The organism is Bacteroidota bacterium (genome assembly GCA_016711505.1).
Taxonomy (GTDB): Bacteria; Bacteroidota; Bacteroidia; order AKYH767-A; family 2013-40CM-41-45; genus JADKIH01.
Genome location: JADJSV010000017.1, coordinates 151,252 through 171,519, shown reverse-complemented (window position 1 = coordinate 171,519; position 20,268 = coordinate 151,252). Strand labels below are relative to the sequence as shown.

The 20,268-nt window shown below is 37.3% G+C and carries 17 protein-coding genes and 1 pseudogene; 11 read left to right on the top strand and 7 right to left on the bottom strand.

Going from position 1 to position 20,268, the window contains the following annotated elements; translation table 11 throughout:
• Positions 1-108 precede the first annotated feature (108 nt).
• From IPL24_14300 to IPL24_14285, 4 genes are all read right to left on the bottom strand, one after another.
• Positions 109-522 (bottom strand): ATP-binding protein, encoded by a 414-nt coding sequence (locus tag IPL24_14300; protein ID MBK8364781.1) that lies wholly within the window; start codon positions 520-522, stop codon positions 109-111.
• Positions 523-529: 7 nt separating this feature from the next.
• Complete coding sequence (locus tag IPL24_14295; GenBank protein MBK8364780.1) at positions 530-3,679, bottom strand: hypothetical protein; 3,150 nt, start codon at positions 3,677-3,679, stop codon at positions 530-532.
• A gap of 281 nt (positions 3,680-3,960) precedes the next feature.
• On the bottom strand, positions 3,961-4,587 hold the full coding sequence (locus IPL24_14290; GenBank protein ID MBK8364779.1) for a T9SS type A sorting domain-containing protein: 627 nt from the start codon (positions 4,585-4,587) through the stop codon (positions 3,961-3,963).
• 134 nt (positions 4,588-4,721) lie between these two features.
• On the bottom strand, positions 4,722-5,900 hold the full coding sequence (locus IPL24_14285) for a hypothetical protein (GenBank protein ID MBK8364778.1): 1,179 nt from the start codon (positions 5,898-5,900) through the stop codon (positions 4,722-4,724).
• Between the two features lie 202 nt (positions 5,901-6,102).
• On the opposite strand from IPL24_14285, the gene IPL24_14280 reads away from it, so the two are divergent.
• The 7 genes and pseudogenes from IPL24_14280 (at position 6,103) to IPL24_14250 (ending at position 12,420) form a co-directional block, all read left to right on the top strand.
• On the top strand, positions 6,103-6,834 hold the full coding sequence (locus IPL24_14280; protein MBK8364777.1) for a hypothetical protein: 732 nt from the start codon (positions 6,103-6,105) through the stop codon (positions 6,832-6,834).
• 117 nt (positions 6,835-6,951) lie between these two features.
• Entirely contained in the window at positions 6,952-7,824 is an 873-nt protein-coding gene (locus IPL24_14275) for a class I SAM-dependent methyltransferase (GenBank protein MBK8364776.1), read from the top strand.
• Positions 7,825-8,247: 423 nt separating this feature from the next.
• A complete protein-coding gene (locus tag IPL24_14270) occupies positions 8,248-9,816 on the top strand; it encodes a glutamate--tRNA ligase (protein MBK8364775.1) in 1,569 nt (522 codons plus the stop codon).
• Between the two features lie 2 nt (positions 9,817-9,818).
• Positions 9,819-11,490: pseudogene (locus IPL24_14265) on the top strand (glutamine--tRNA ligase/YqeY domain fusion protein).
• Positions 11,491-11,513: 23 nt separating this feature from the next.
• On the top strand, positions 11,514-11,654 hold the full coding sequence (locus IPL24_14260) for a hypothetical protein (GenBank protein ID MBK8364774.1): 141 nt from the start codon (positions 11,514-11,516) through the stop codon (positions 11,652-11,654).
• 8 nt (positions 11,655-11,662) lie between these two features.
• Entirely contained in the window at positions 11,663-11,863 is a 201-nt protein-coding gene (locus IPL24_14255; GenBank protein ID MBK8364773.1) for a dihydroneopterin aldolase, read from the top strand.
• A gap of 89 nt (positions 11,864-11,952) precedes the next feature.
• Entirely contained in the window at positions 11,953-12,420 is a 468-nt protein-coding gene (locus IPL24_14250) for a hypothetical protein (protein MBK8364772.1), read from the top strand.
• Between the two features lie 7 nt (positions 12,421-12,427).
• On the opposite strand, the gene IPL24_14245 is transcribed toward IPL24_14250, so the two are convergent.
• Entirely contained in the window at positions 12,428-13,843 is a 1,416-nt protein-coding gene (locus IPL24_14245; GenBank protein ID MBK8364771.1) for a T9SS type A sorting domain-containing protein, read from the bottom strand.
• 68 nt (positions 13,844-13,911) lie between these two features.
• Between IPL24_14245 and IPL24_14240 the strand changes: the two genes are divergently transcribed.
• The 4 genes from IPL24_14240 (at position 13,912) to IPL24_14225 (ending at position 18,594) form a co-directional block, all read left to right on the top strand.
• Positions 13,912-15,411, top strand: a complete 1,500-nt coding sequence (locus tag IPL24_14240; GenBank protein ID MBK8364770.1) for a glycosyltransferase family 39 protein — start codon at positions 13,912-13,914, stop codon at positions 15,409-15,411.
• Between the two features lie 115 nt (positions 15,412-15,526).
• Positions 15,527-16,540, top strand: coding sequence for a histidine kinase (locus tag IPL24_14235; GenBank protein MBK8364769.1), 1,014 nt, complete (start codon positions 15,527-15,529; stop codon positions 16,538-16,540).
• Positions 16,533-17,261 (top strand): response regulator, encoded by a 729-nt coding sequence (locus IPL24_14230; GenBank protein MBK8364768.1) that lies wholly within the window; start codon positions 16,533-16,535, stop codon positions 17,259-17,261. The genes IPL24_14235 and IPL24_14230 overlap by 8 nt, the downstream gene beginning before the upstream one ends.
• 88 nt (positions 17,262-17,349) lie before the next feature.
• On the top strand, positions 17,350-18,594 hold the full coding sequence (locus IPL24_14225; protein ID MBK8364767.1) for a T9SS type A sorting domain-containing protein: 1,245 nt from the start codon (positions 17,350-17,352) through the stop codon (positions 18,592-18,594).
• A 69-nt stretch (positions 18,595-18,663) separates the two neighbouring features.
• Here the strand turns inward: IPL24_14225 and IPL24_14220 are convergent, their stop codons facing one another.
• Complete coding sequence (locus IPL24_14220) at positions 18,664-18,909, bottom strand: DUF1456 family protein (protein ID MBK8364766.1); 246 nt, start codon at positions 18,907-18,909, stop codon at positions 18,664-18,666.
• 12 nt (positions 18,910-18,921) lie between these two features.
• Positions 18,922-20,160 carry a DEAD/DEAH box helicase gene (locus IPL24_14215; protein MBK8364765.1) on the bottom strand — a complete coding sequence of 413 codons (1,239 nt, stop codon included), beginning with the start codon at positions 20,158-20,160 and terminating at the stop codon, positions 18,922-18,924.
• Positions 20,161-20,268: the final 108 nt, after the last annotated feature.

The window sequence follows — 20,268 nt, the reverse complement described above, 5'->3', positions numbered from 1 at the left end:
AGTCCTCACCTCATAGGCAAACAGAAGTCTTGTTTGCAAAAAAAACCGCACAAAAAAAAAGGAGCTCTCCCAGCTCCTTTTTTGTCTAACCAAACTCTAACTATTTTATTAAGAGATCTTGAAACTCATCTCTACGACGCGGCCGTCTTCTGAGAAGATCAATTGATCTGTAAGATGCTTCATTAAGAAAATACCACGACCACATTCTTTCTCCAGATTTTCAGGAGCAGTTGGGTCAGGTAAATTGTAGTAATCGAAACCTGTTCCTTCGTCTGCAATTGTAAAAACAATTGAGCCGGGTGCATGGGTACAACTGATGCTAACTTTTTTAGTTCCGTCAGATTTGTTGCCATGATAAATAGCATTGGTCACCGCCTCTGTGATAGCAACCAACATGTTTCCGAACATGTCTTCACTCACGTTGTACTTGTTGCGGATATCATCAATCATACGTTCAACCACCGAAATGCTTTCGGGTGTGGACGCTAGTTCCAGTGTCTGACTTTCGCCTGTAAGTTGCATTAATGAATTATTTATCAATGGATTGGAAATAATCGTTTACCTTTTGTTTATAATAGGAATTCAAAGAAGGTGGTACTGTTTTTAGCAATTCCATCTCTTTTTGCTTCATTCTCTTATACTCTTCAAATTCGGAAGGGTTACGATAGTAGGCATTTTTTGCTTCCTCTGATTTCCTCTGATCATCCTGCTCACGCTCGCGTTCCGCCTTCTCACTTTCCAGCAATCGGGTAGTAATTTCCTGCTGACGTTTCAAAGTTTGTTCGCTGATCATCCGGTTAACAATGTCCTTTTCAGTTTCTTCCATCTGATTAGCGATATCTTCAAGATTTCCCAACTTTTTAGTACCGTCCTTATTATCACTTTGATTCAACTTATTTAACTCATTTCTAATGAATTCCTGCTGTGCTGCCATTTTTGCCAGCTCCTGACTCATCTGCTGACCTTCCTTGCCTGATTTTCCGGGTTTGGGTTGCTGGCCCTGCTTCATTCCGGCTTTCATTTTCTGCATGTTCTTGTTCAGCTCTTCCTGCATCTTGCGGAGTTCAGCCATTGAAGATGACTTCTTTTTTCCGGGCTTTTTACAACTGGATGGAGACTGCGATTGCGCCTGCTGTTGCATCATTTGCTGAAGTGCTTCACTCAGCAATAACGTCAGATTGTTTACTGATGTCATAACAAACTGCTGACGACTTCTTGCTTGCGGAACCATTCGCGCTTCAAGATTGTCTAACGATTCATCCATATTCTGATTGATCGCAGTTATTTCCTGATTTACTTTCGGTGCTATTTCTGCAACTCTTTTACTCAATGCAAAAAGTGAATCTTCAATCGATTTAGCATCATCTTTTAATTTCTGCTGTTGCTGACTCAACTTCAAATATTGCGGATTATTAATATCAATCGATTTTAATTGTTGCATCAACTGCTCCTGATTGAAAGATAATCGAAGCAAGTTTTCAAGTAATGCACGTAAAGCATCCATGTCTTCTTCATTCTCTTCTTCTTCCATTTCTTGCTGCATCTTGCTCATCTTTTGTGCAAGCTGTTGCATTTTTTGAGAAGCATTCTTCTGTGACTTAGAAGCTTTATTACTTTTTTTCTGATCTAATTGCTCAGAACTTTCTTCCATGTCTTTTTGAATTTCCTGCTCTTGCTGATCAGTATTTTCAAGATCTTTTTTCTCTTCCAGGTCTTCATTCTTCTTCGCAAGTTCATCCATATCCTTGCGGAAATCTTCGAAGTCTTTGTTCAATTTATCCTGCTGATCTTTTTGTTCCTTCGACTCATTTTCTTTACTTTCTTTACTATCTTTTCCCTCCTTAGAATCTTTTTCTTCAGTCTTTTTCGCTAACTCGTCTTGCTTTTTTGCAAGCTCATTCAGCTTGTCGATATTATCCTGAAGTTTTTGTTCAAATTCCATTTGCTTGAACAATTCGATCGAACGCTCAAGTTCTTTCTGAAGATCTTTATTATCGAGCTTCATCTGACTCAATTGTTCCTGTAATTGATCCTTGTTTACATTCTGCATTAATTGTTGCAGTTGCTCAAGAAGTTTTTGAAGTTCAGGCGATTTTAATTTGTCAAGAATGGATTGCAACTGCTCTTGCTTCTGAGCAATATCTTCATTTACTCTTTTGTATTCTTCTTCCTGACGATTTTTATCTTCATTCTTCTTTCTGATCTCATCAAGTTTCTTCTCCAGTTCTTTCTGACGATTCAAAAGCTCTTCTGCTTTTTTCTTTTCTTCGAATGAAAGTTCTTTTTTGTCAAGCAATTTTTTTCCAAGATCATTCAGGTCTTTCTGGATCTGTTTCGCTTTTGCAATTGATTCTTTTAGATCATCTTTAATAGATTCATTATTCTTTTCAGTATTCTCTGCAATTTCTTTCAGAGATGGAGCTTTGAAGATCTGTGACTGTGAACGTGTAGATTTTGGACCTGCAATGCCATCATTATCGGAAATCTCGAAGTAATATTCAACTTCATCACCTGCAACAATATTTACAGTGGAAAGATCCCATGAGTAAAAGAACTGGTCAGTCGTCAATGATCTGCTTACCGGAATCACATCTGAGAATTGTTTGCCTTCATTTGATTGCAGACTGTCATTCGATTTAAGAAAACGATAATTGAATGTCAGTTTCGAAAATCCATAATCGTCTTTTATCATTCCGCGGAAGAAAGTCCGTTTGCCTGATAAAGAATCGCGGCTTTGTTCAATTGATATCGATGGATAAATATCAGGCACTACAGATATTGTATAGTGGATTGAATCTTTACTATTGATGAAATGATTGCTGGTTGTAATTACATACGAATCATTTTTAGTAAAGCGACGTGAGAAAATAAATTGATCTTCACCATTCTGAGTCAGACTGATTGTTGAATCATGGAAAACAAGATTCAATTGTTCAGTATTCTTCGTATTGAAATTCCATTTCACTTTTGTTCCTGATGGAATTACCAGATCGCCCGTGTTTTGAATAGTTTCATTCTGCTTATTCAGATAAACCGGATATTCCAGATTGATATTAAAGCTCATCAAAAGCGGATTTGGCAATGCTTCAATCGTATATTCCTGCGAATAAAATCCGTCGGCAAATAATTTGAATGATTGTGTGCGTTGAAGATTTTTGAACAGGTAATGGAAGGTTGTCAGATTTTCTTTTTCAAGTTTGAATTGATTGCCGTCGATCTCAATAAAAGCTTCAGCAGGAATTTCATTTCCATTGATGCGAATGTCGATCTGAAAATCCTGTTGCTGCAATGCACGCAATGATTTGTTTGTCACTTCAAATGTGAATGGCGCAGGTTTTTCAAAGTAGGTTTGATGTTCGATCAAACGTTTAGTGCTATCCTTAACAAGTGAAGGTGCAGCAAAAAGTAAAACGATAAGTGCAAACAAAGGAATCACTGCAAATCGAAGATAACGGCGGTTCTCAGAAATGTTGATTGCAGTAATAAAAGGAACCGGTTTTAATTCTTCAATTTTCTGATTGATCCCGGCAAGTAATAATTCAGGATGAGTGGAAGTGTTTTCGTCGGCTTGCTTTTTAAGTTGAAGTACATTCAGAAGTTTGTCCTGAACTTTCGAAAAATGTTTACCAATAATTTCAGCGGCTTGTTCGTGAGAAATAATTTTTCCTAAGCGATACAAGTGCATCATAGGAATAACAACAAACCGACCCAGGATAAATGCTTGAAAGGGTTAATATTCTTGGGGTTTTGGTTAAAGGATACGAATATGATTATACATAGTTCTGCGGTTTTTCTGCGTATTCTGCGCATTCTGCGGGAGATAAATAACAGAGATTTATTTCCCGCAGAATGCGCAGAATACGCAGAAAAACCGCAGAAATTATTGTTGATTTTAATCGAAATTTCATGAAAATCAGCCATTACTGCTTTCTTTGCCGGGGAGGTTGTTAATTGGGAAGTTCAATTCTGCTTAATGAATTTCACTGCAGGTCCGGAATTGTCGTAGGTAGATAAATAGTATTCTCCGGCTTTCAGAAAGCTGATATCGATCGTCCCAAATGAAATTCCTTTTTTTATTTTTCTTCCAAGGGGGTCGGAAATCTCATAAACAAAAAGTTCGGTTCTATCTTTAACAGTAATAGAATTTACAGCAGGATTTGGAAATAAGGTCAAAGGTTCATCTACCAATTCTGAAGTGGTATTGATAGGATTCATGTAAGGTGTTCTCCAGATTCCACCTGCTTCCATGCCAGCGAAAATATATCCGGAATTTAATGTAAAACCAATTGATGTGTAAAAATTATCTGGTGTGTTTACGGAGTCAAACGTAATACCTCCGTCAAAAGAATAGAAAATTAATCTTAATACATTCGGCGCCCAGATTATGGAATCGGTGACATACAGATGATTTATATATCTTCGGTTCAATAAATTTGTCCATGTAAGTCCGCTATCTGATGAACAAAGAATTCCGACTGTTTGAGAACATACGTATATTTTATTGTCGTGTTGATTTACACTTAAAATTGGTCCGGGAATAACAGGTGAACTTCCCCATGTCATTCCGTTGTCATTCGAAATAACCAATGAATCCCATTGAGAGAGAAAAACATTTTGGTTTAGAACAGCGATCGAATTAATAGAAATCGTACTTGGTGTAGAACTTCTGAATGACCAAGTAGTACCATGATCAGCAGAAATATAAAGTCCGTTTTGGCCACTTAAAAAATCAATGAGTCATTAGAAGCCATGCAATGATGATCATATAAAAAGGGTCCAAGATTTAATTCTGACCAATTGATTCCATTGTCTGTACTTAAATATGCTTCTCTTCCGCAAACAATAAAGATATTTCCATTATCTATGAAAATATCTGTTATAACTGACGAATTAATAACAGTACCTGCATCAATTTTGACCCACGTCAAGCCTTGATCAAGGCTTTTAAAAACCCCATTTATTGTTCCTGCAAACAAAGTGGAATTTTTACCGGCAATTACATAAGTTGATAAGCTGTTCAGATTTTGGTTTGCCATATTCCATGTTAGTCCATGATCTGATGAAACAAATACACCCTGCAAGTAACCTGTTACAAAAATATTGTCACCTCCTCGGGTCATAAAATTCAAACTTCTACTTTGTGGTAATACAGAAGTCACCTGACTCCAGTTCATTCCATTGTCCTGAGAAAAAAATAAGCCTGAAGTGTCAGTTAGAATATATACAGAGAAATTATCATGTTCTATATGTTTGATTATTTTATCAGAAAATAGTGGGATTGGATTCCATGTCAATCCTGAATCAAGACTGATTTCTCCTGAAGTTGAAATATAATTTGAACCGCTTTTTACAAGACTTCCGGGTATCGATGAGAAAAAAAGTGTATCCCATGTAAGGCCATTATTAAATGTGCGAAATAATTTATTATTCCCAACAAGAAAAGTTTCATTAGTACTCCGGAATCCATCTTCAATACTATTTTCTAAGACAGAATTATTTATCCATGTAGTTCCAGAGTCAAGAGTAAAAGTAGTATCTCTAAAAAATATTCCATCCTTATGGTAACGAGGACATTCATTCGTAGTATCATTTATCCAAGTTACACCTTCGTCATCAGAAAACACAGGATCTAACGGATTTCGATATTGAACATATATTCGATTCCTAAGTTTTATTATTTGATCGGCAATTGGATTTCCTTGATTATGTAAAATCATAGTCCTGTTGCTGCCACTTGGTTCAGATTTATAGACTGCACCCTCAAAAGTTGAAACAAAAAACTCAGTTCCGTTTGCAAATATTGAAGTAATAGTTCCTCCACCGGGACCATCACCTTGCTGCCATTGAGCATGACAAACTGAAGAAATCAGAATCAGAAAGGGGAATAAGATATTTTTCAAAAGATATAAATTGGGGATGAGTATCAAATATAAAAAAAAGAAAGCATTTATTTGACTGTTTGAAAGTCTTACTTCTTTATTTACCAATCTTTTAGCCACTTATTAACATTTAATGTTTCTAACTACTCGTTATTTCTTTTTCTATCATCAATTAATAAGATAAATTGCCGCAAATTTCAAAAGAAAAAACTCTTCCATGGAAATGACAATCGAAAAACTTCAATTGAAGGTAGAAAATCAATCTAAGCTGATCAAGGAACTAACGAACGAAAACGAAGAGTTATACCACCAGTATAATCACTTGATGATCCGTAATGGCAAAATGCTGAAACGTGTCGACGACCTGCAAAAGATCATCGACGATCTGCATGTCCGCATAGAGGAATTGCAGTTGATCAATGGTAATATGATGCAGATCAACGACCGCTTGCGGACCCGCAGCGACAGCCGTTTTGCAGTGAACAATAATCCACAGTCTACGCAGGAACAATCTATCCTGGCAAATACAGCATTGATCGATTTCGATATGGATGTGCTTTATGATCGTTGGAAAATGTTCCCCGGACAAACAGCACAGAATGGTCCAAACTTGAAAAAGCAGATGCTAATGCTTTTCCATCTTTACAATACTGCCACACTTAGAGCAAATGAATTGTTCAATTTAGTTGGAGTTGGTGGAGTAACAGGTGCGCGCTATGTTGCAACTCTGAAAAAATTTGGTTTGATCCGTTACACAGGAGCCCGGAAAAAAGGACATTATGAGATCACGACCAAAGGCGTTTCATTCATAGAAAACACCGGACATGCTCCCGTTTCTCAGGTTCATGAAAACGCTTCGGAAAACGTAAAACCTGTAGTCGCTGCAGTTGACAATCCGGTTTTAAAAAGCAAATTTACTTCCGGTTCTGTTCTGATGAATCAGGAAGATCTGTAGAACTAAATCCTTTATTGAATATTAATAGTCATAAATTGATCATAGAAATCGCGTTTCGAACATCAAATGTCGCAAACTGATTTCAATGATCAATTTTATTTATAATCCCCTTTCAACATGGAACTTCTTAGTCCCGGACATTTTCCCGATTACGAACTGATAGATTGCGGCAATTTTGAGAAGCTCGAACGCTTCGGAAAATATGTAACGATCCGTCCGGAGCCACAGGCTTTGTGGGATCCGGTTTTGTCGACAAAAGAGTGGAACAAAATGGCAAGTATGCAGTTTGTCCCAAGGTCATCTTCAACCGGCGACTGGGAGAAAAAGCGTGATGCACCGGATCGATGGAATATTGAATATCCGATCGACAAAGGACCAAACATTCGTTTCCGTCTGGCGCTTACATCTTTTAAACATGTTGGAATTTTTCCTGAACAAGCTGTTAACTGGGATTACATTTTTAAATCGGTGAAGAGCATGAAAACTCCGCAACCGAAAGTGTTGAATCTTTTCGCATATACAGGTGGAGCTTCACTTGCTGCCAGAGCAGCCGGTGCCGATACGATCCATCTCGATTCGATCAAACAAGTTGTGAGTTGGGCTAATGAGAATCAGGAATTGAGTAACCTGAAAGACATCCGCTGGATCGTCGAAGATGCAATGGCTTTTGTAAAAAAGGAAGTAAAGCGTGGCAAGAAATACAATGGTATCATTCTCGATCCACCTGCTTATGGTCATGGAACCGAAGGCCAGAAATGGAAACTGGAAGAGATGATCAATGAAATGATGCATCTTGTTTTCAAATTGCTCGATGAAGAAGAACGGTTTTTAATTCTGAATACATACTCGCTTGGATTCTCATCGTTAGTGGTTGAAAATATGCTTCGCGATTTCAAGGATCTTCATACGGGAGAATTGTTTTTGAAATCTACTTCTGGGCTGAAACTGCCTTTGGGGGTGTTTGGGAGGTTCTGTAATACTGCAAAATAAGGGCAATTCCTTCTTTGTATAGAAGCCATTTTTGTCGCAGTGTAATAATGTCGACTTCTTCAATAATTGAATCGCCTGACCCCAGAGGGGTCACATATTGGTAGAACAAATGATGGAAATCAATTTTCGACCCCGGAGGGGTCGCATATGAATTGGCAAACAATTTAATATTGATATGAATCATCAACAATAAACAAATTTTATTCCGAAATCACATACGACCCCTCCGGGGTCGATATAATCACATGCTATTTTTTTTCTACCAATATTTGACCCCGCTGGGGTCTGCGTTGAATAACCGGGTTATGTAATTTTAAAATTAAATTAGGATTAAAATTACTTTGTCCACTAAAAAGCTGTAATCTTATTTGACTCTCTTTTCTCCCTCAAAATCCTATCTTTGCCCCCTGAATAACCCAAAAAATGGAAAGAAAAGTTCGCGTACGTTTTGCTCCCAGTCCAACCGGGCCGTTACACATCGGTGGAGTAAGAACCGCATTGTATAATTATCTTTTTGCAAAAAAACATGGTGGTGATTTCATTCTTAGAATTGAAGACACTGACCAGAACCGATATGTTCCCGGAGCGGAAGAATACATTATTGAATCATTGAAGTGGTGCGGAATAGAACCTAACGAAGGAGTTGGATTCGGAGATGGTATGCATGCGCCTTATCGTCAGAGTGAAAGGATGGCAATCTATCGTCAGTATGCTGAGAAGCTGGTGACAAATGGTTTTGCTTATTATGCCTTCGACAGTGAAGAAGAACTGGATGCATTGCGAAAAAAAATGGAGGCAGAAAAATCTGTCTTCTCATATAATTCAAAGACAAGAAAGCAATTGGTGAACTCGCTTACACTATCAGCGGAGGAAACTGATAGGCGTATTCATGCCGGCGATTCATTCGTAATTCGTTTACAGATCCCGGAGAATGAAGAAGTAGTTGTGAATGATCTGATCCGTGGTGAAGTCCGTGTACATTCTTCGCAACTCGATGATAAAGTACTTTTCAAAAGTGACGGAATGCCGACTTATCATCTTGCAAATGTTGTGGATGATTTTCTGATGCAGATCACACATGTGATCCGCGGAGAAGAATGGTTGCCTTCTGCACCTTTGCATGTTTTACTCTACAGATCTTTGGGATGGGAAAAGATAATGCCGCAGTTTGCGCATCTTCCGTTGTTATTGAAACCTGATGGAAATGGAAAACTCAGTAAACGTGATGGTGATCGTCTCGGATTTCCTGTCTTTCCTCTGAACTGGACAGATCCTGTCACAGGAGAATTATCGTCAGGTTACAGGGAGAAAAATTATATTCCTGCTGCATTTGTAAACATGCTTGTACTTTTAGGATGGCATCCGAGTGGTGACAAGGAAATTTTTACAATGGAAGAATTGATCCACGATTTTTCACTTGAGAGAGTAAGCAAGAGCGGAGCTAAATTTGATCCCGATAAAACAAAATGGTTCAATCAGGAATATTTACGTCATGAGCCAGTTGAAAAACTCGTTTCGCTGCTTAAGCCAATGATCATTGAAACATACAAGATAGTTGAAGGCGATAAAAGATTGTCGAATGAATATTTGTCGAAAGTAGTTTCATTACTTCTTGAGCGGGTTCAGTTTGAAAATGAGTTTGCAGAAAAAGGAAGTTACCTTTTCATTGCACCTACAGAATACGATCAGGATGTGGTTGCAAAAAAATGGAAACCAGGTCTTGAAAATTTCTTCACTGCTCTTTCTACTGAATATGGAAAGATGAATTCATTCACTTCAGCTGATATTGATGCGAAGAATAAAGAAACCTCTGCAGCAAATCAATTAAAGCCCGGTGAAATATTGCAATTGTTACGAGTTATTGTCAGCGGTTCAGGAACAGGCGTCGACCTGTTAGGAATGATGGAATTGCTGGGCAAAGAAGAAGTGATAAATAGAATTAATACAGGAGTAAATAAAATAATGCAGTCAATGACTGCAAAATCATCTTAATTATGTCAATCGAAAAAGGTCCGAACTTTCTTGAAGAGATCGTTGCGGAAGATGTGAAAAATGGAAAACATGGTGGTCGTGTACTTACACGTTTCCCGCCTGAGCCGAATGGATATTTGCATATCGGCCATTCAAAATCTATTTGTCTCAATTTCGGTTTAGCGCAGCAGTTCGGTGGTAAAACAAATCTTCGTTTCGATGATACAAATCCGGTAACAGAAGATACAGAATATGTTGAGAGCATTAAAAATGATATTCGCTGGTTAGGTTTTAACTGGGCCAATGAATTCTATGCTTCCGATTATTTCGAAAAACTTTATGAGTATGCATGCGAGTTGATCAAAAAAGGATTGGCTTACGTTGATGATTCTACAGCAGAAGAAATTGCTGCAATGAAAGGCACACCTACAGAGCCGGGAAAGAATAGTCCGTACCGCGATCGTAGTGTAGAAGAGAATCTTGATCTCTTTGCAAGAATGCGTGCCGGTGAATTTAAAGACGGTGACAAAACACTTCGTGCAAAGATCGACATGGCTTCGCCGAATATGCATTTCCGTGATCCGTTGATGTATCGCATTCGTCATGTTGCACATCATCGCACAGGAAATAAATGGTGCATTTATCCGATGTACGATTACGCACACGGACAAAGTGATTCGATTGAAAATATTACACATTCAATTTGCACACTCGAGTTTGAAGTGCATCGTCCGGTTTACGATTGGTTCATTGAGAAACTGAATATTTTTCCAAGTCACCAGTATGAAATGGCGCGTTTGAATCTTACCTACACAGTAATGAGCAAACGCAAGCTATTGCAATTAGTGAACGAGAAACATGTAAGTGGATGGGATGATCCGAGAATGCCGACATTAAGCGGCTATCGTCGCAGAGGCTATACACCGGAGAGTATCCGTGAATTCTGCGATCGAATCGGAGTTGCACGAAGAGAGAATATGATTGATGTGGGATTGCTTGAATATTTCATTCGCGAAGATCTGAACAGAACTGCAAACAGGGCAATGGTAATTACTGATCCGATCAAATTGATCATCGATAATTACGAAACAGGTAAAGTTGAAATGCTTCCAGGTGAAAACAATCCCGAAGCAGAAGACAAAGGTGGCATCCGTGAAATTCCATTCTCAAATGAGTTGTGGATCGAACGCGATGATTTCATGGAAGAGCCTGCAAAGAAATATTTTCGATTAGGACCGGGTTTAAAAGTTCGGTTGAAACATGCATTCATTGTGGAATGCACTTCATTCAAAAAAGGACGAAAATGGAAATGTCACAGAAATTCATTGCAACTATTTTCCGGAAAGTAAAAGTGGACATGATACAAGTGGTATCAGCGTAAAAGGAGTGATCCATTGGGTAAGTGCGCCGCAGGCAATTCGTTGTGAATTAAGAATGTACGACCGATTATTTATTCCGGAAGACCCGTCAAATGCTGAAGGTGATTTCAAAGATCACATCAATCCAAATAGTCTGGAAGTAATTTCTAATGCCTATGCAGAACCAGAATTGAAGAAAGCAAAAGCAGGTGATAAATTTCAGTTTATTCGCAAAGGTTATTTTTGTATGGATCCTGATTCGACAGAGAACAATCCTGTTTTTAATAAAACAGTTGGCTTAAAAGATTCCTGGGCGAAAGAAGCCGGTAAAAAATAATTTCATTTTGTAAAAAGAAAAAAATGGGAATCATAAAAGTCGGACCAATCCGTATGTATGCTTATCATGGGTGTTTGCCGGAAGAAGAAAAGATCGGCGGACATTACGATGTTACAGTTGAAATAGAAACAGATTTTTCAGAAGCAGAAAAAATGACAGCTTAAAAGCTACAATAGATTATTGTGATGTTCATGCAATTGTAGTAAGAGAAATGAAGATCCGTTCCAAACTGATCGAACATGCAGCAGCCCGTATTGCAGATTCAATGATGAACGAACTCAAAGGCATAGAACAGCTAAGTGTCGAAGTAACGAAGATGGCTCCTCCGATGAATGGGGATGTGGGGATGGTTTCGGTAGTCGTTGATCGATAAATAGTTCAATGTTCAAAGTTCAAAGTTGGCTTTGTAGTCACCTACGAAGCCAACTTTGAACTTTGAACTTTGAACCTTGACCTATTAAGATGACTGCATCCATATCTGACCTAAGCAAACAACTCCAAAAACTCCCTCCCAAAAAGGTTGCGGAAATTTGCATCCGTATTTCTAAGCATAAGAAAGAGAATAAGGAGTTGCTGGATTATTTACTCAATGAGTCAGATGATGAAGAAAGTTTTCGCGAGCGGATAAAAGCGGACACAGAACAACAGTTTGCTGAAATGAATTCGAGTAATTTGTATCTGGCAAAAAAAAGTCTGAGAAAGATCTTACGTACGATCAATAAGAATTGCAGATTTTCAGGAAGCAAAGAAACAGAAGCAATTTTATTGATTCATTTTTGCAAAACACTTAAAGCTTCCGGAATCCGATATTATGAAAGTCAGGTGTTGATTAATATGTATAATAATCAGCAAAAGAAAATTGCAACAGCAATTTCAAAATTACATGAGGATCTCCAGTATGACTATGAAAAGGAGTTGAATTCTCTTTGATCACAGATTAATTTTTCCGGTGTAATACAACAAACTTTTTCACTTCCAGAAAGTTTTCTTCATAGGATATCTGTAAAAGATATACTCCATCCGCAAAAGGATCGGTATTTATATTGATTCTGCTTTCATTTGAAAAGAATTCGCTAATGATCTTACCGGATAGTGAAGTGATTTTAATATTCAGTTTTTTGAGATCTTCATTTCCTGTCAAATAGATTTTGTCATTTGCCGGATTTGGACCAATATGCAAACGCGAAAAATTATTTTCCGGAAGAGATGTAATCAGTGAACCTGTACTATCAGTCTTCAGGAGATAGAAATAAGTTTCACCGGTATTCTGATCAGTAGTTGTGCTTAAGACAGAAATATCTCCATTGCTTCCAACTTCAACATGAGAAGCATTACAAAGTCCAAGTCCGGTGAATTCTTTTGTCCAGAGAGAATCTCCATTTGCATCAGTCCGCAGTAACACAACTCTGTAATCAAAGAAAGTTCCGACCGGTGGATATATCACAGTTCCGACAGCAATAAATCCACCGTCAGGCATTTGTTGTATAGAGCGAAATGAATTTGAATTTCGGAAATCATATTCTTTCGACCATAGACTGTCGCCTGCAGAATTTAATTTCATCAGCAAAATTCTATAGTGCAAAGAAGGATTGCCGTAGGTCCGATAACCCAAAATCATAAATCCACTGTCAGCAGTTGCACACATCGACCAAGCTGCTTGTCCGGTTTCTGCAATTGAATCGTATCGAAAATCTTTATTCCAAAGTCCGTTTCCCGTTGAATCAATTCTGCAAACGCGAAGATGCGGATATGGAGTATCAAATGAACCGCATGCAACTACAAATCCATCGTTTGTTTTTCTCAAAGCTGAATTGCTGCAATCAGAAACTTTTCCTATCGGATATTCCCAATTATGATTCCATAGGCTGTCATAAGAATGCAACCGAAGGAATTCCTGAAACGGATAAAGATCATTATCCAAAAAACCGACATGTTGATAATTGAGTGCTTCAACAGCAATTCCATATCTGCTGAATGGCGATGAGCTTTGTGAAGTTGTATAGATCAAATTTCCGGCAGAGTCGCAATGCGTAAGTACTGCTGTAGGTGGCGGCGTGATACTATAACTTCCTGCCATAAAAAAATCACCTGCCGGTTGAATCTTTATACAATCAGCAGTAGCATCCGGATAAAGTCTGGTCCACAATGTGTCACCAATCGAATTAAGCCTGATCAGATATCCTTCACCATCTGATGAACCCGATAATATATAACCGCCATCAGGTAAGATCTGAAAATAGGATGCAGCATTGTTTCTGCCCGCAATGCCATAGTACTTTTCAAAGTAAGGTTGCGCAAAAGAATTTGTCAGTGTGGTGATGAGAACAAGACAAAAATTTACCAGATGTTTCATGAGAAATCAGTTTCTCAAATATACAAAAGCATTGAATTAATTGTACCTTCCGGCATCTTTTAATTCAGATGCTTCTAAACTTATTTACTTCCCAGACATTTGGAATAATATTGGTGCTGTTGAGTTGCAGTGGATATTATTTATCGTTCAAAGCGCATCAAAAAAGTAACTTTAAGATTGCCATTTTCTTATTGGTAATATTGGGTTTATTTCTGCGCTTGTATTGTTCGTTCGATTTTTATCTGCATTCCTGGGATGAAAAGTTCCATGCGCTAGTAGCCAAGAATTTAATCGGACATCCATTTAAACCTACGCTTTACGATAATCCAGTTTTGCCGTATGATTATACCAACTGGACTTCCAATCATGTTTGGTTGCATAAACAACCATTCACTTTGTGGTCAATGGCATTTAGTATGTGGCTATTTGGTTGTAATGAAATTGCATTGCGCTTTCCGTCGATATTGTTATCATCTCTTTCAATTGTGTTAACCTATTCGATCGGAAAATATTTCTTTTCAAGAAAGATTGCTTTTATCGCTGCATTTTTATTTTCTATCAACGGTTTATTGATAGAGTTAAGTTCAGGCAGAATACCAACTGATCATATTGATAGTTTCTTCATATTTTTTATTCTGATGGGAATTTACTTAAGTGTGAAATTTTCAGAAAAGAAATTATTGATCTTAAACATTCTCGCAGGAATGAGTATGGGAATAGCCATACTTTGTAAGTGGCTCCCTGCATTGATCATTGTTCCGGTCTGGTTATTTTTAGTTTATGATGTGAGAACATTCAGCAGAAAAGAAATTATTTTCAATCTGATAATCTTAATCATGACCGCTGTTGCTGTTTTCCTCCCATGGCAATTGTATTCGTATATGAACTATCCGTTAGAGTACCTCTGGGAGCAAGCATATAATACTAAACACTTATATGAGTCTGTTGAAAATCATTCCGGTTCTTTTTTTTATTTTTTCAATAAGTTGCGAATCAACTACGGCGAACTCATTTACCTTCCTTTAATTTGGTTTGGAAGAGAAATTTATTTGAATCCCAAAAATTATAAAAACTGGGCAATTTGCTTATGGATAACTCTCCCATTGGTTTTCTTTTCTTTTGTTTCAACAAAAATGCCGGGTTATATTGCTTTTATCGCCCCGGCGCTATTCATAGTTACGGCAGCATTTTTTGATTTTCTTTTGAAAGTTGAATTTAAAAGAAACTTTTTTAAATTGTTCAGAACACTTCTGGCAGTTAGTTTAATTATTTTACCAATCCGATATTCAATTGAGAGGATCAAGCCATTTTCAAGAACAGATAGAAATCCGGAGAAAATTATCAGGCTCAAGAATCTTGGAAATGAATATCAAAACGCAGTTCTTTTTAATTATTCAGATCCGGTAACAGCTATGTTTTATACAAATCTAACGGCCTACTCCCAAATGCCTGATTCTATAACTGTAAAAGAGCTAAGCGAAAAAGGATATCTGATTCTGATTAATAATCCATCTGAATTTGATTCAAAATTCAAAACCGGCATTCCTGTAATTTTAAATCTTGAATGAGATATCTGTATTTTGTCATTCTATTGTTTTCATTTCATAAAGGAATCAAACCTTTTCATGTAAATAAGTAACTTTGTTTGGATCATTTCTTAATTTGCCAAAAAATAGTAGTTTCATGCGGATCTTGAAGTTTATTGCACTATGGGCAATCCTGACAATTTTGTTTTGTCTGTTCAATACTTCTTTCAAGTTTTATCCCGTACTGATCCAGGCATTGAATTCCTTTTTGTTTACAATTGGTTATTATTTTTCATACCTTATACTTATTAAACGGTTGATATATAAAGGACGACCGGTAGTTTTCGGAGTATTCTATTTTCTGACAATATCAGTTTTAAGTGTGATCAGTATTTTTGGAAGCTATCAGATTTACGTCTGGCAAAAGAATAAGTTTTTTGTTGAAAATTACTGGAACGAACCGGTTTTCTTTACTTCAAATTTCGTTCTCGTTTTATTGGTAACTTCATCGTTACTGAGTTTTCGGTTTTTAAGAGATAAAATGAAAGTCCAGAATGAACTTGAGAAACTTGAAAAGGAAAAGATGAGTGCTGAATTGAATTTTCTGAAAGCGCAGATTAACCCGCATTTTTTATTTAATTCGCTCAACAATATATTATTTAAGATAGATAAGTCGAACAAGGATGCGCGCGATACGCTCTTAAACTTCTCCGAAATGTTACGGTATCAATTGTATGAATGTGGGTCCGACCTGATTGAAATTGAGAAGGAAGTCAGCTACATAAAAAATTACATTGAGATCCAGATGCTGCGAAAAACGGAAAGGTACTCGTGTGATCTGACAGTGACTGATCGTGTAAAACGGTTTCAGATCGCACCACTTTTATTGGCACCATTTGTAGAAAATGCCTTTAAGCATATAAGTAACCATGCTTCGGGAAAGAATTCAATTCGTATCGAATTAGATTATGTAAATTCGGAATTTATATTTTCTATTTCTAATGATAAGGATAATCACTCTGTAACCGGATTGATGGAGAATAAAGGAATTGGTTTGGCAAATGTGAAACGACGGTTAGCTTTGCTATATCCGGATAAACATGAACTTGAAATTACAAATTCACATGATCGGTTCTGTGTAAAAATGAAAATGAAAGTTGAAAATGAATAACAGGAAATTGAATTGTATCGTGGTTGATGACGAACCCCTTGCTTGTAAGGGCCTGGTCGAATACATTGAAGAAGTAGACAGTCTGAATTTAATTGCTGTTGTCAATGCTCCGGCAGATGCGATCAAGTATTTACCCGACACGGATCTGATGTATCTTGATATTAATATGCCAAAGATCTCCGGAATTGATTTTCTGAAGCAGGTAAAGAATCCGCCATTGACAATTATAACTACAGCCTATCAGCAATATGCACTGGAAGGATATGAACTGGATGTTATTGATTACTTATTGAAGCCCATTAGCTTCCCCCGTTTTTTAAAAGCTACAACAAAGGCGATCGACTATTTTAAAATTTACAAGGGTGAGACTGTTGGTATTTCATCTGAAATAGCCAAAGATTATTTTTTTGTAAAAAGTAATGGTGTGCTGGAGAAAATTGTTCTTTCAGAAATTTTAGCGGTTGAAGCCATGTCTAATTATATCATTATCTATTGCAATGATAAAAAAGTTGTGGCTTATCTGACATTAAAGCAGATCAATGAGTATTTGCCGGCTGATCAGTTTTTAAAAGTTCACAAGAGTTATATTGTAGCCTGTGATAAAATCAGTAAGATTGATCACGATGAAATTATTGTTGCAGGTCTCACTATACCGATCGGAATGAACTTTAAAGAAATCGTGGAACAAAAGATCACGAATGGGAAAATACTCAAGAGGTAATCACTACATCAAGAAAAAGTACAGTTTGGTGTAATTAAAATCCCAGTGTTGTAAATCTGAATATTTTTGATTTTATAAAAATTAAGTCATGAAATTAAGAATCACAACTATCATTACAATCTTATTTTTTTCAAATTTTGTAATGGCCCAATGGGTGCAGCGGGCTGCGTTCCCGGGAGTATCAAGAGCAAAAGCAGCATCGTTTACAATTGGAAATAAAATTTATGTAATTGGTGGAATCAGTAATTCAGTTGTAGTCCTGAGGGATTTTTGGGAATATGACATAACAACTAATAGCTGGTCACAGAAAGCAAATTTTCCCGGCGAAGAAAGATATGGAGCTGCCACTTTTGTTTTAAATGGCCGGGGGTATATTGCGACAGGCGGAAATGACTTTGGTTTCCTTGATGATCTGTGGGAATTCAATCCTCTAACTGATACGTGGGCTCAGCGAAATGGATTACCAGCCGGATCGGCACAACATGAAAATCAGAGACGTGAAGCTTTTGCCTTTACTATCGGAAATAAAGCATATTTAGGTGGGGGAGATGGATTTGTTTTTGGTGCAAATCAAACGTGGAATTATGCGTTTTTTGATCTTTGGGAGTATAATCCGAATACTAATAACTGGATTCCTAAATCAAGTATTCCTGATGCAATTGGCAGAAATATGTCTATCGGAGTTACTGTAAACAACAAAGGATATGTTGGAATGGGTTGTAATGTTGATCAGAATATCAATCGTACGAGTTTCTGGGAATACGAACCTGTTGCGGATAACTGGACAGCTAAATCAGATTTTCCAAACAATTTTACAACTGATGCAAGCACATTTGTTTTAGACACTACTCTGTATCTGATCGGAGGAGTTAATCTGAACCCAGTTGCTTTGTCAAATCAATTCTACAAGTATGAACCATTCTCTGATACATGGACTCAGTTGCCTGATTTTTCCGGTGGAGCAATAGCAGGAGCGATCTGTGGGACAAATGGTATTACTGCTTTTGTGGGAACAGGATACAATGCCAGTGTTGTAACAAGAAGTGATCTCTGGGAAATAGCATCAATTCAGACAGGTATTGATGGAAATCAAATTGCAATTGATAACAAAGCAATATTATATCCAAATCCAATGAGGGATAGAGTTTCAATTCAGTCGGAAGAAGAAATCGGTTCAGTAAAATTTTATGATGTAAGTGGAAAGCTGGTTTTGATGGAAGAAGGAAATTTTGAAAACATCAATGTTCAAAATCTGAATCCCGGAATTTACCACCTCTCACTGAAGTATAAAAACGGAATTGTGGTCAATAAGCAAATTGTTAAATTGAATTAATTAAAATAAAAATGAATGGTGAAAAGTGCTGCAACAATGTCTCAATATTTAAATGAGCCCGGATATTATTCACTTTTCATCATTCATTCTTTTCGGCATCGGCCCTCGCTTATAAATGACAAGTCCATTCAAAAAATTCCGCAGTAGCTGATCACCGCAAGGTTTATAATTAGGGTGGTCTTCATTGCGGAAAATAGCACTCAATTCTGTTTTACTGATTTCAAAATTTACAAGCTTCAGAATTTTAATGATATCGTCGTCACGTAATTCAAGTGCGACGCGTAATTTTTTGAAGATATCGTTATTGGTAAGCATCGTATTGAGAGATTATTTTTTCTGGCTATGATTAGGTTTTTTCTTTTTTGAAAAATTTCTTTTCTTACCGCCAAAATTATTTCTTTTTTGTTCAACAGGATTCCACTCGGGACCTTTTCCTAAAACCTCAGGTAATGGGATCTTCGGAATTGTACTTTCAATAAATGTTTCAATTTGTACAAAACGTGACTGATCTTTCGGACTTATAAAAGTAATTGCCTCTCCGGTTGTTTCTGCTCTGGCAGTTCTGCCGACACGATGTACATAATCTTCTGCATCTCCCGGAACATCGTAATTGATCACAAGTGCGATGTTCTCAATATCAATTCCGCGTGACAGGATATCAGTAGCGATAAGCACAGGAACTTTTTTATTTTTGAAATTCAATAAAACGCTTTCACGCATCTCTTGAGTAAGATCGCTGTGAATAGCAGCAGCAGGAAGATTTCTTCTCTGTAATTCTTTCTCAAGCGTTTTCACTGCAATTTTTGTTGATGCAAATATCAAAGCAGTGCTGATCTTTCTTTCAGCCAGTAAATTCACGATAAGATTGTTTTTCTGGTCATCAAAAACAACATAAGCTTTCTGATCGACACCGGCAGCAGGTTTACTGATTGCAATATTGATCTCTACCGGATTGTTCATTAGCTTTTTTGCCAGCGGACGGATCTTCACAGGCATCGTTGCACTGAATAAAAGGATCTGTTTTTTCTCCGGTAAAAATTTATTGATCGTCATGATGTCTTCGTAAAAACCCATGTCAAGCATTTTATCCGCTTCATCCAGGATCAATGTTTCCAGCTGATCCATTTTTACATAACCAAGTTTCAGATGACTTAGCAATCTGCCCGGAGTAGCAATTATTACTGAAGTTCCTTCCATCAATGCTTTTTTTTCTCTGTCAAAAGAAAAGCCATCATTTCCACCGTATACTGCGATTGAATTTGCATGAGTAAAATATGCAAAGCCCTGAAATGCCTGATCGATCTGGACTGCAAGTTCACGTGTCGGGGCAAGAATCAAAGCTGCAGTATGTGGAGTTTTGCTGTCAGAAATTTGCTGTAAAGTGGGTAATAGATATGCAGCAGTTTTGCCTGTTCCTGTCTGAGCGCATGCTAAAACATCGCGCTTAGCTAAAATTTCGGGAATAACACTGTTTTGTATTGGTGTGGGTTTTTCATACCCCATTGTATATAGACCATCTAATAAATCATCACTGAAATTAAATGCTTCAAATCCTAAATCTTCCATTCGTATTTTTATTCTGTGCGAAGATACGAATTTCTAATGGATGGAGTGAAATTTCGTTTTTCATCTATCGTTTCTCGTTTTTCGTCTAAAGTAATTCTTAAACACGAA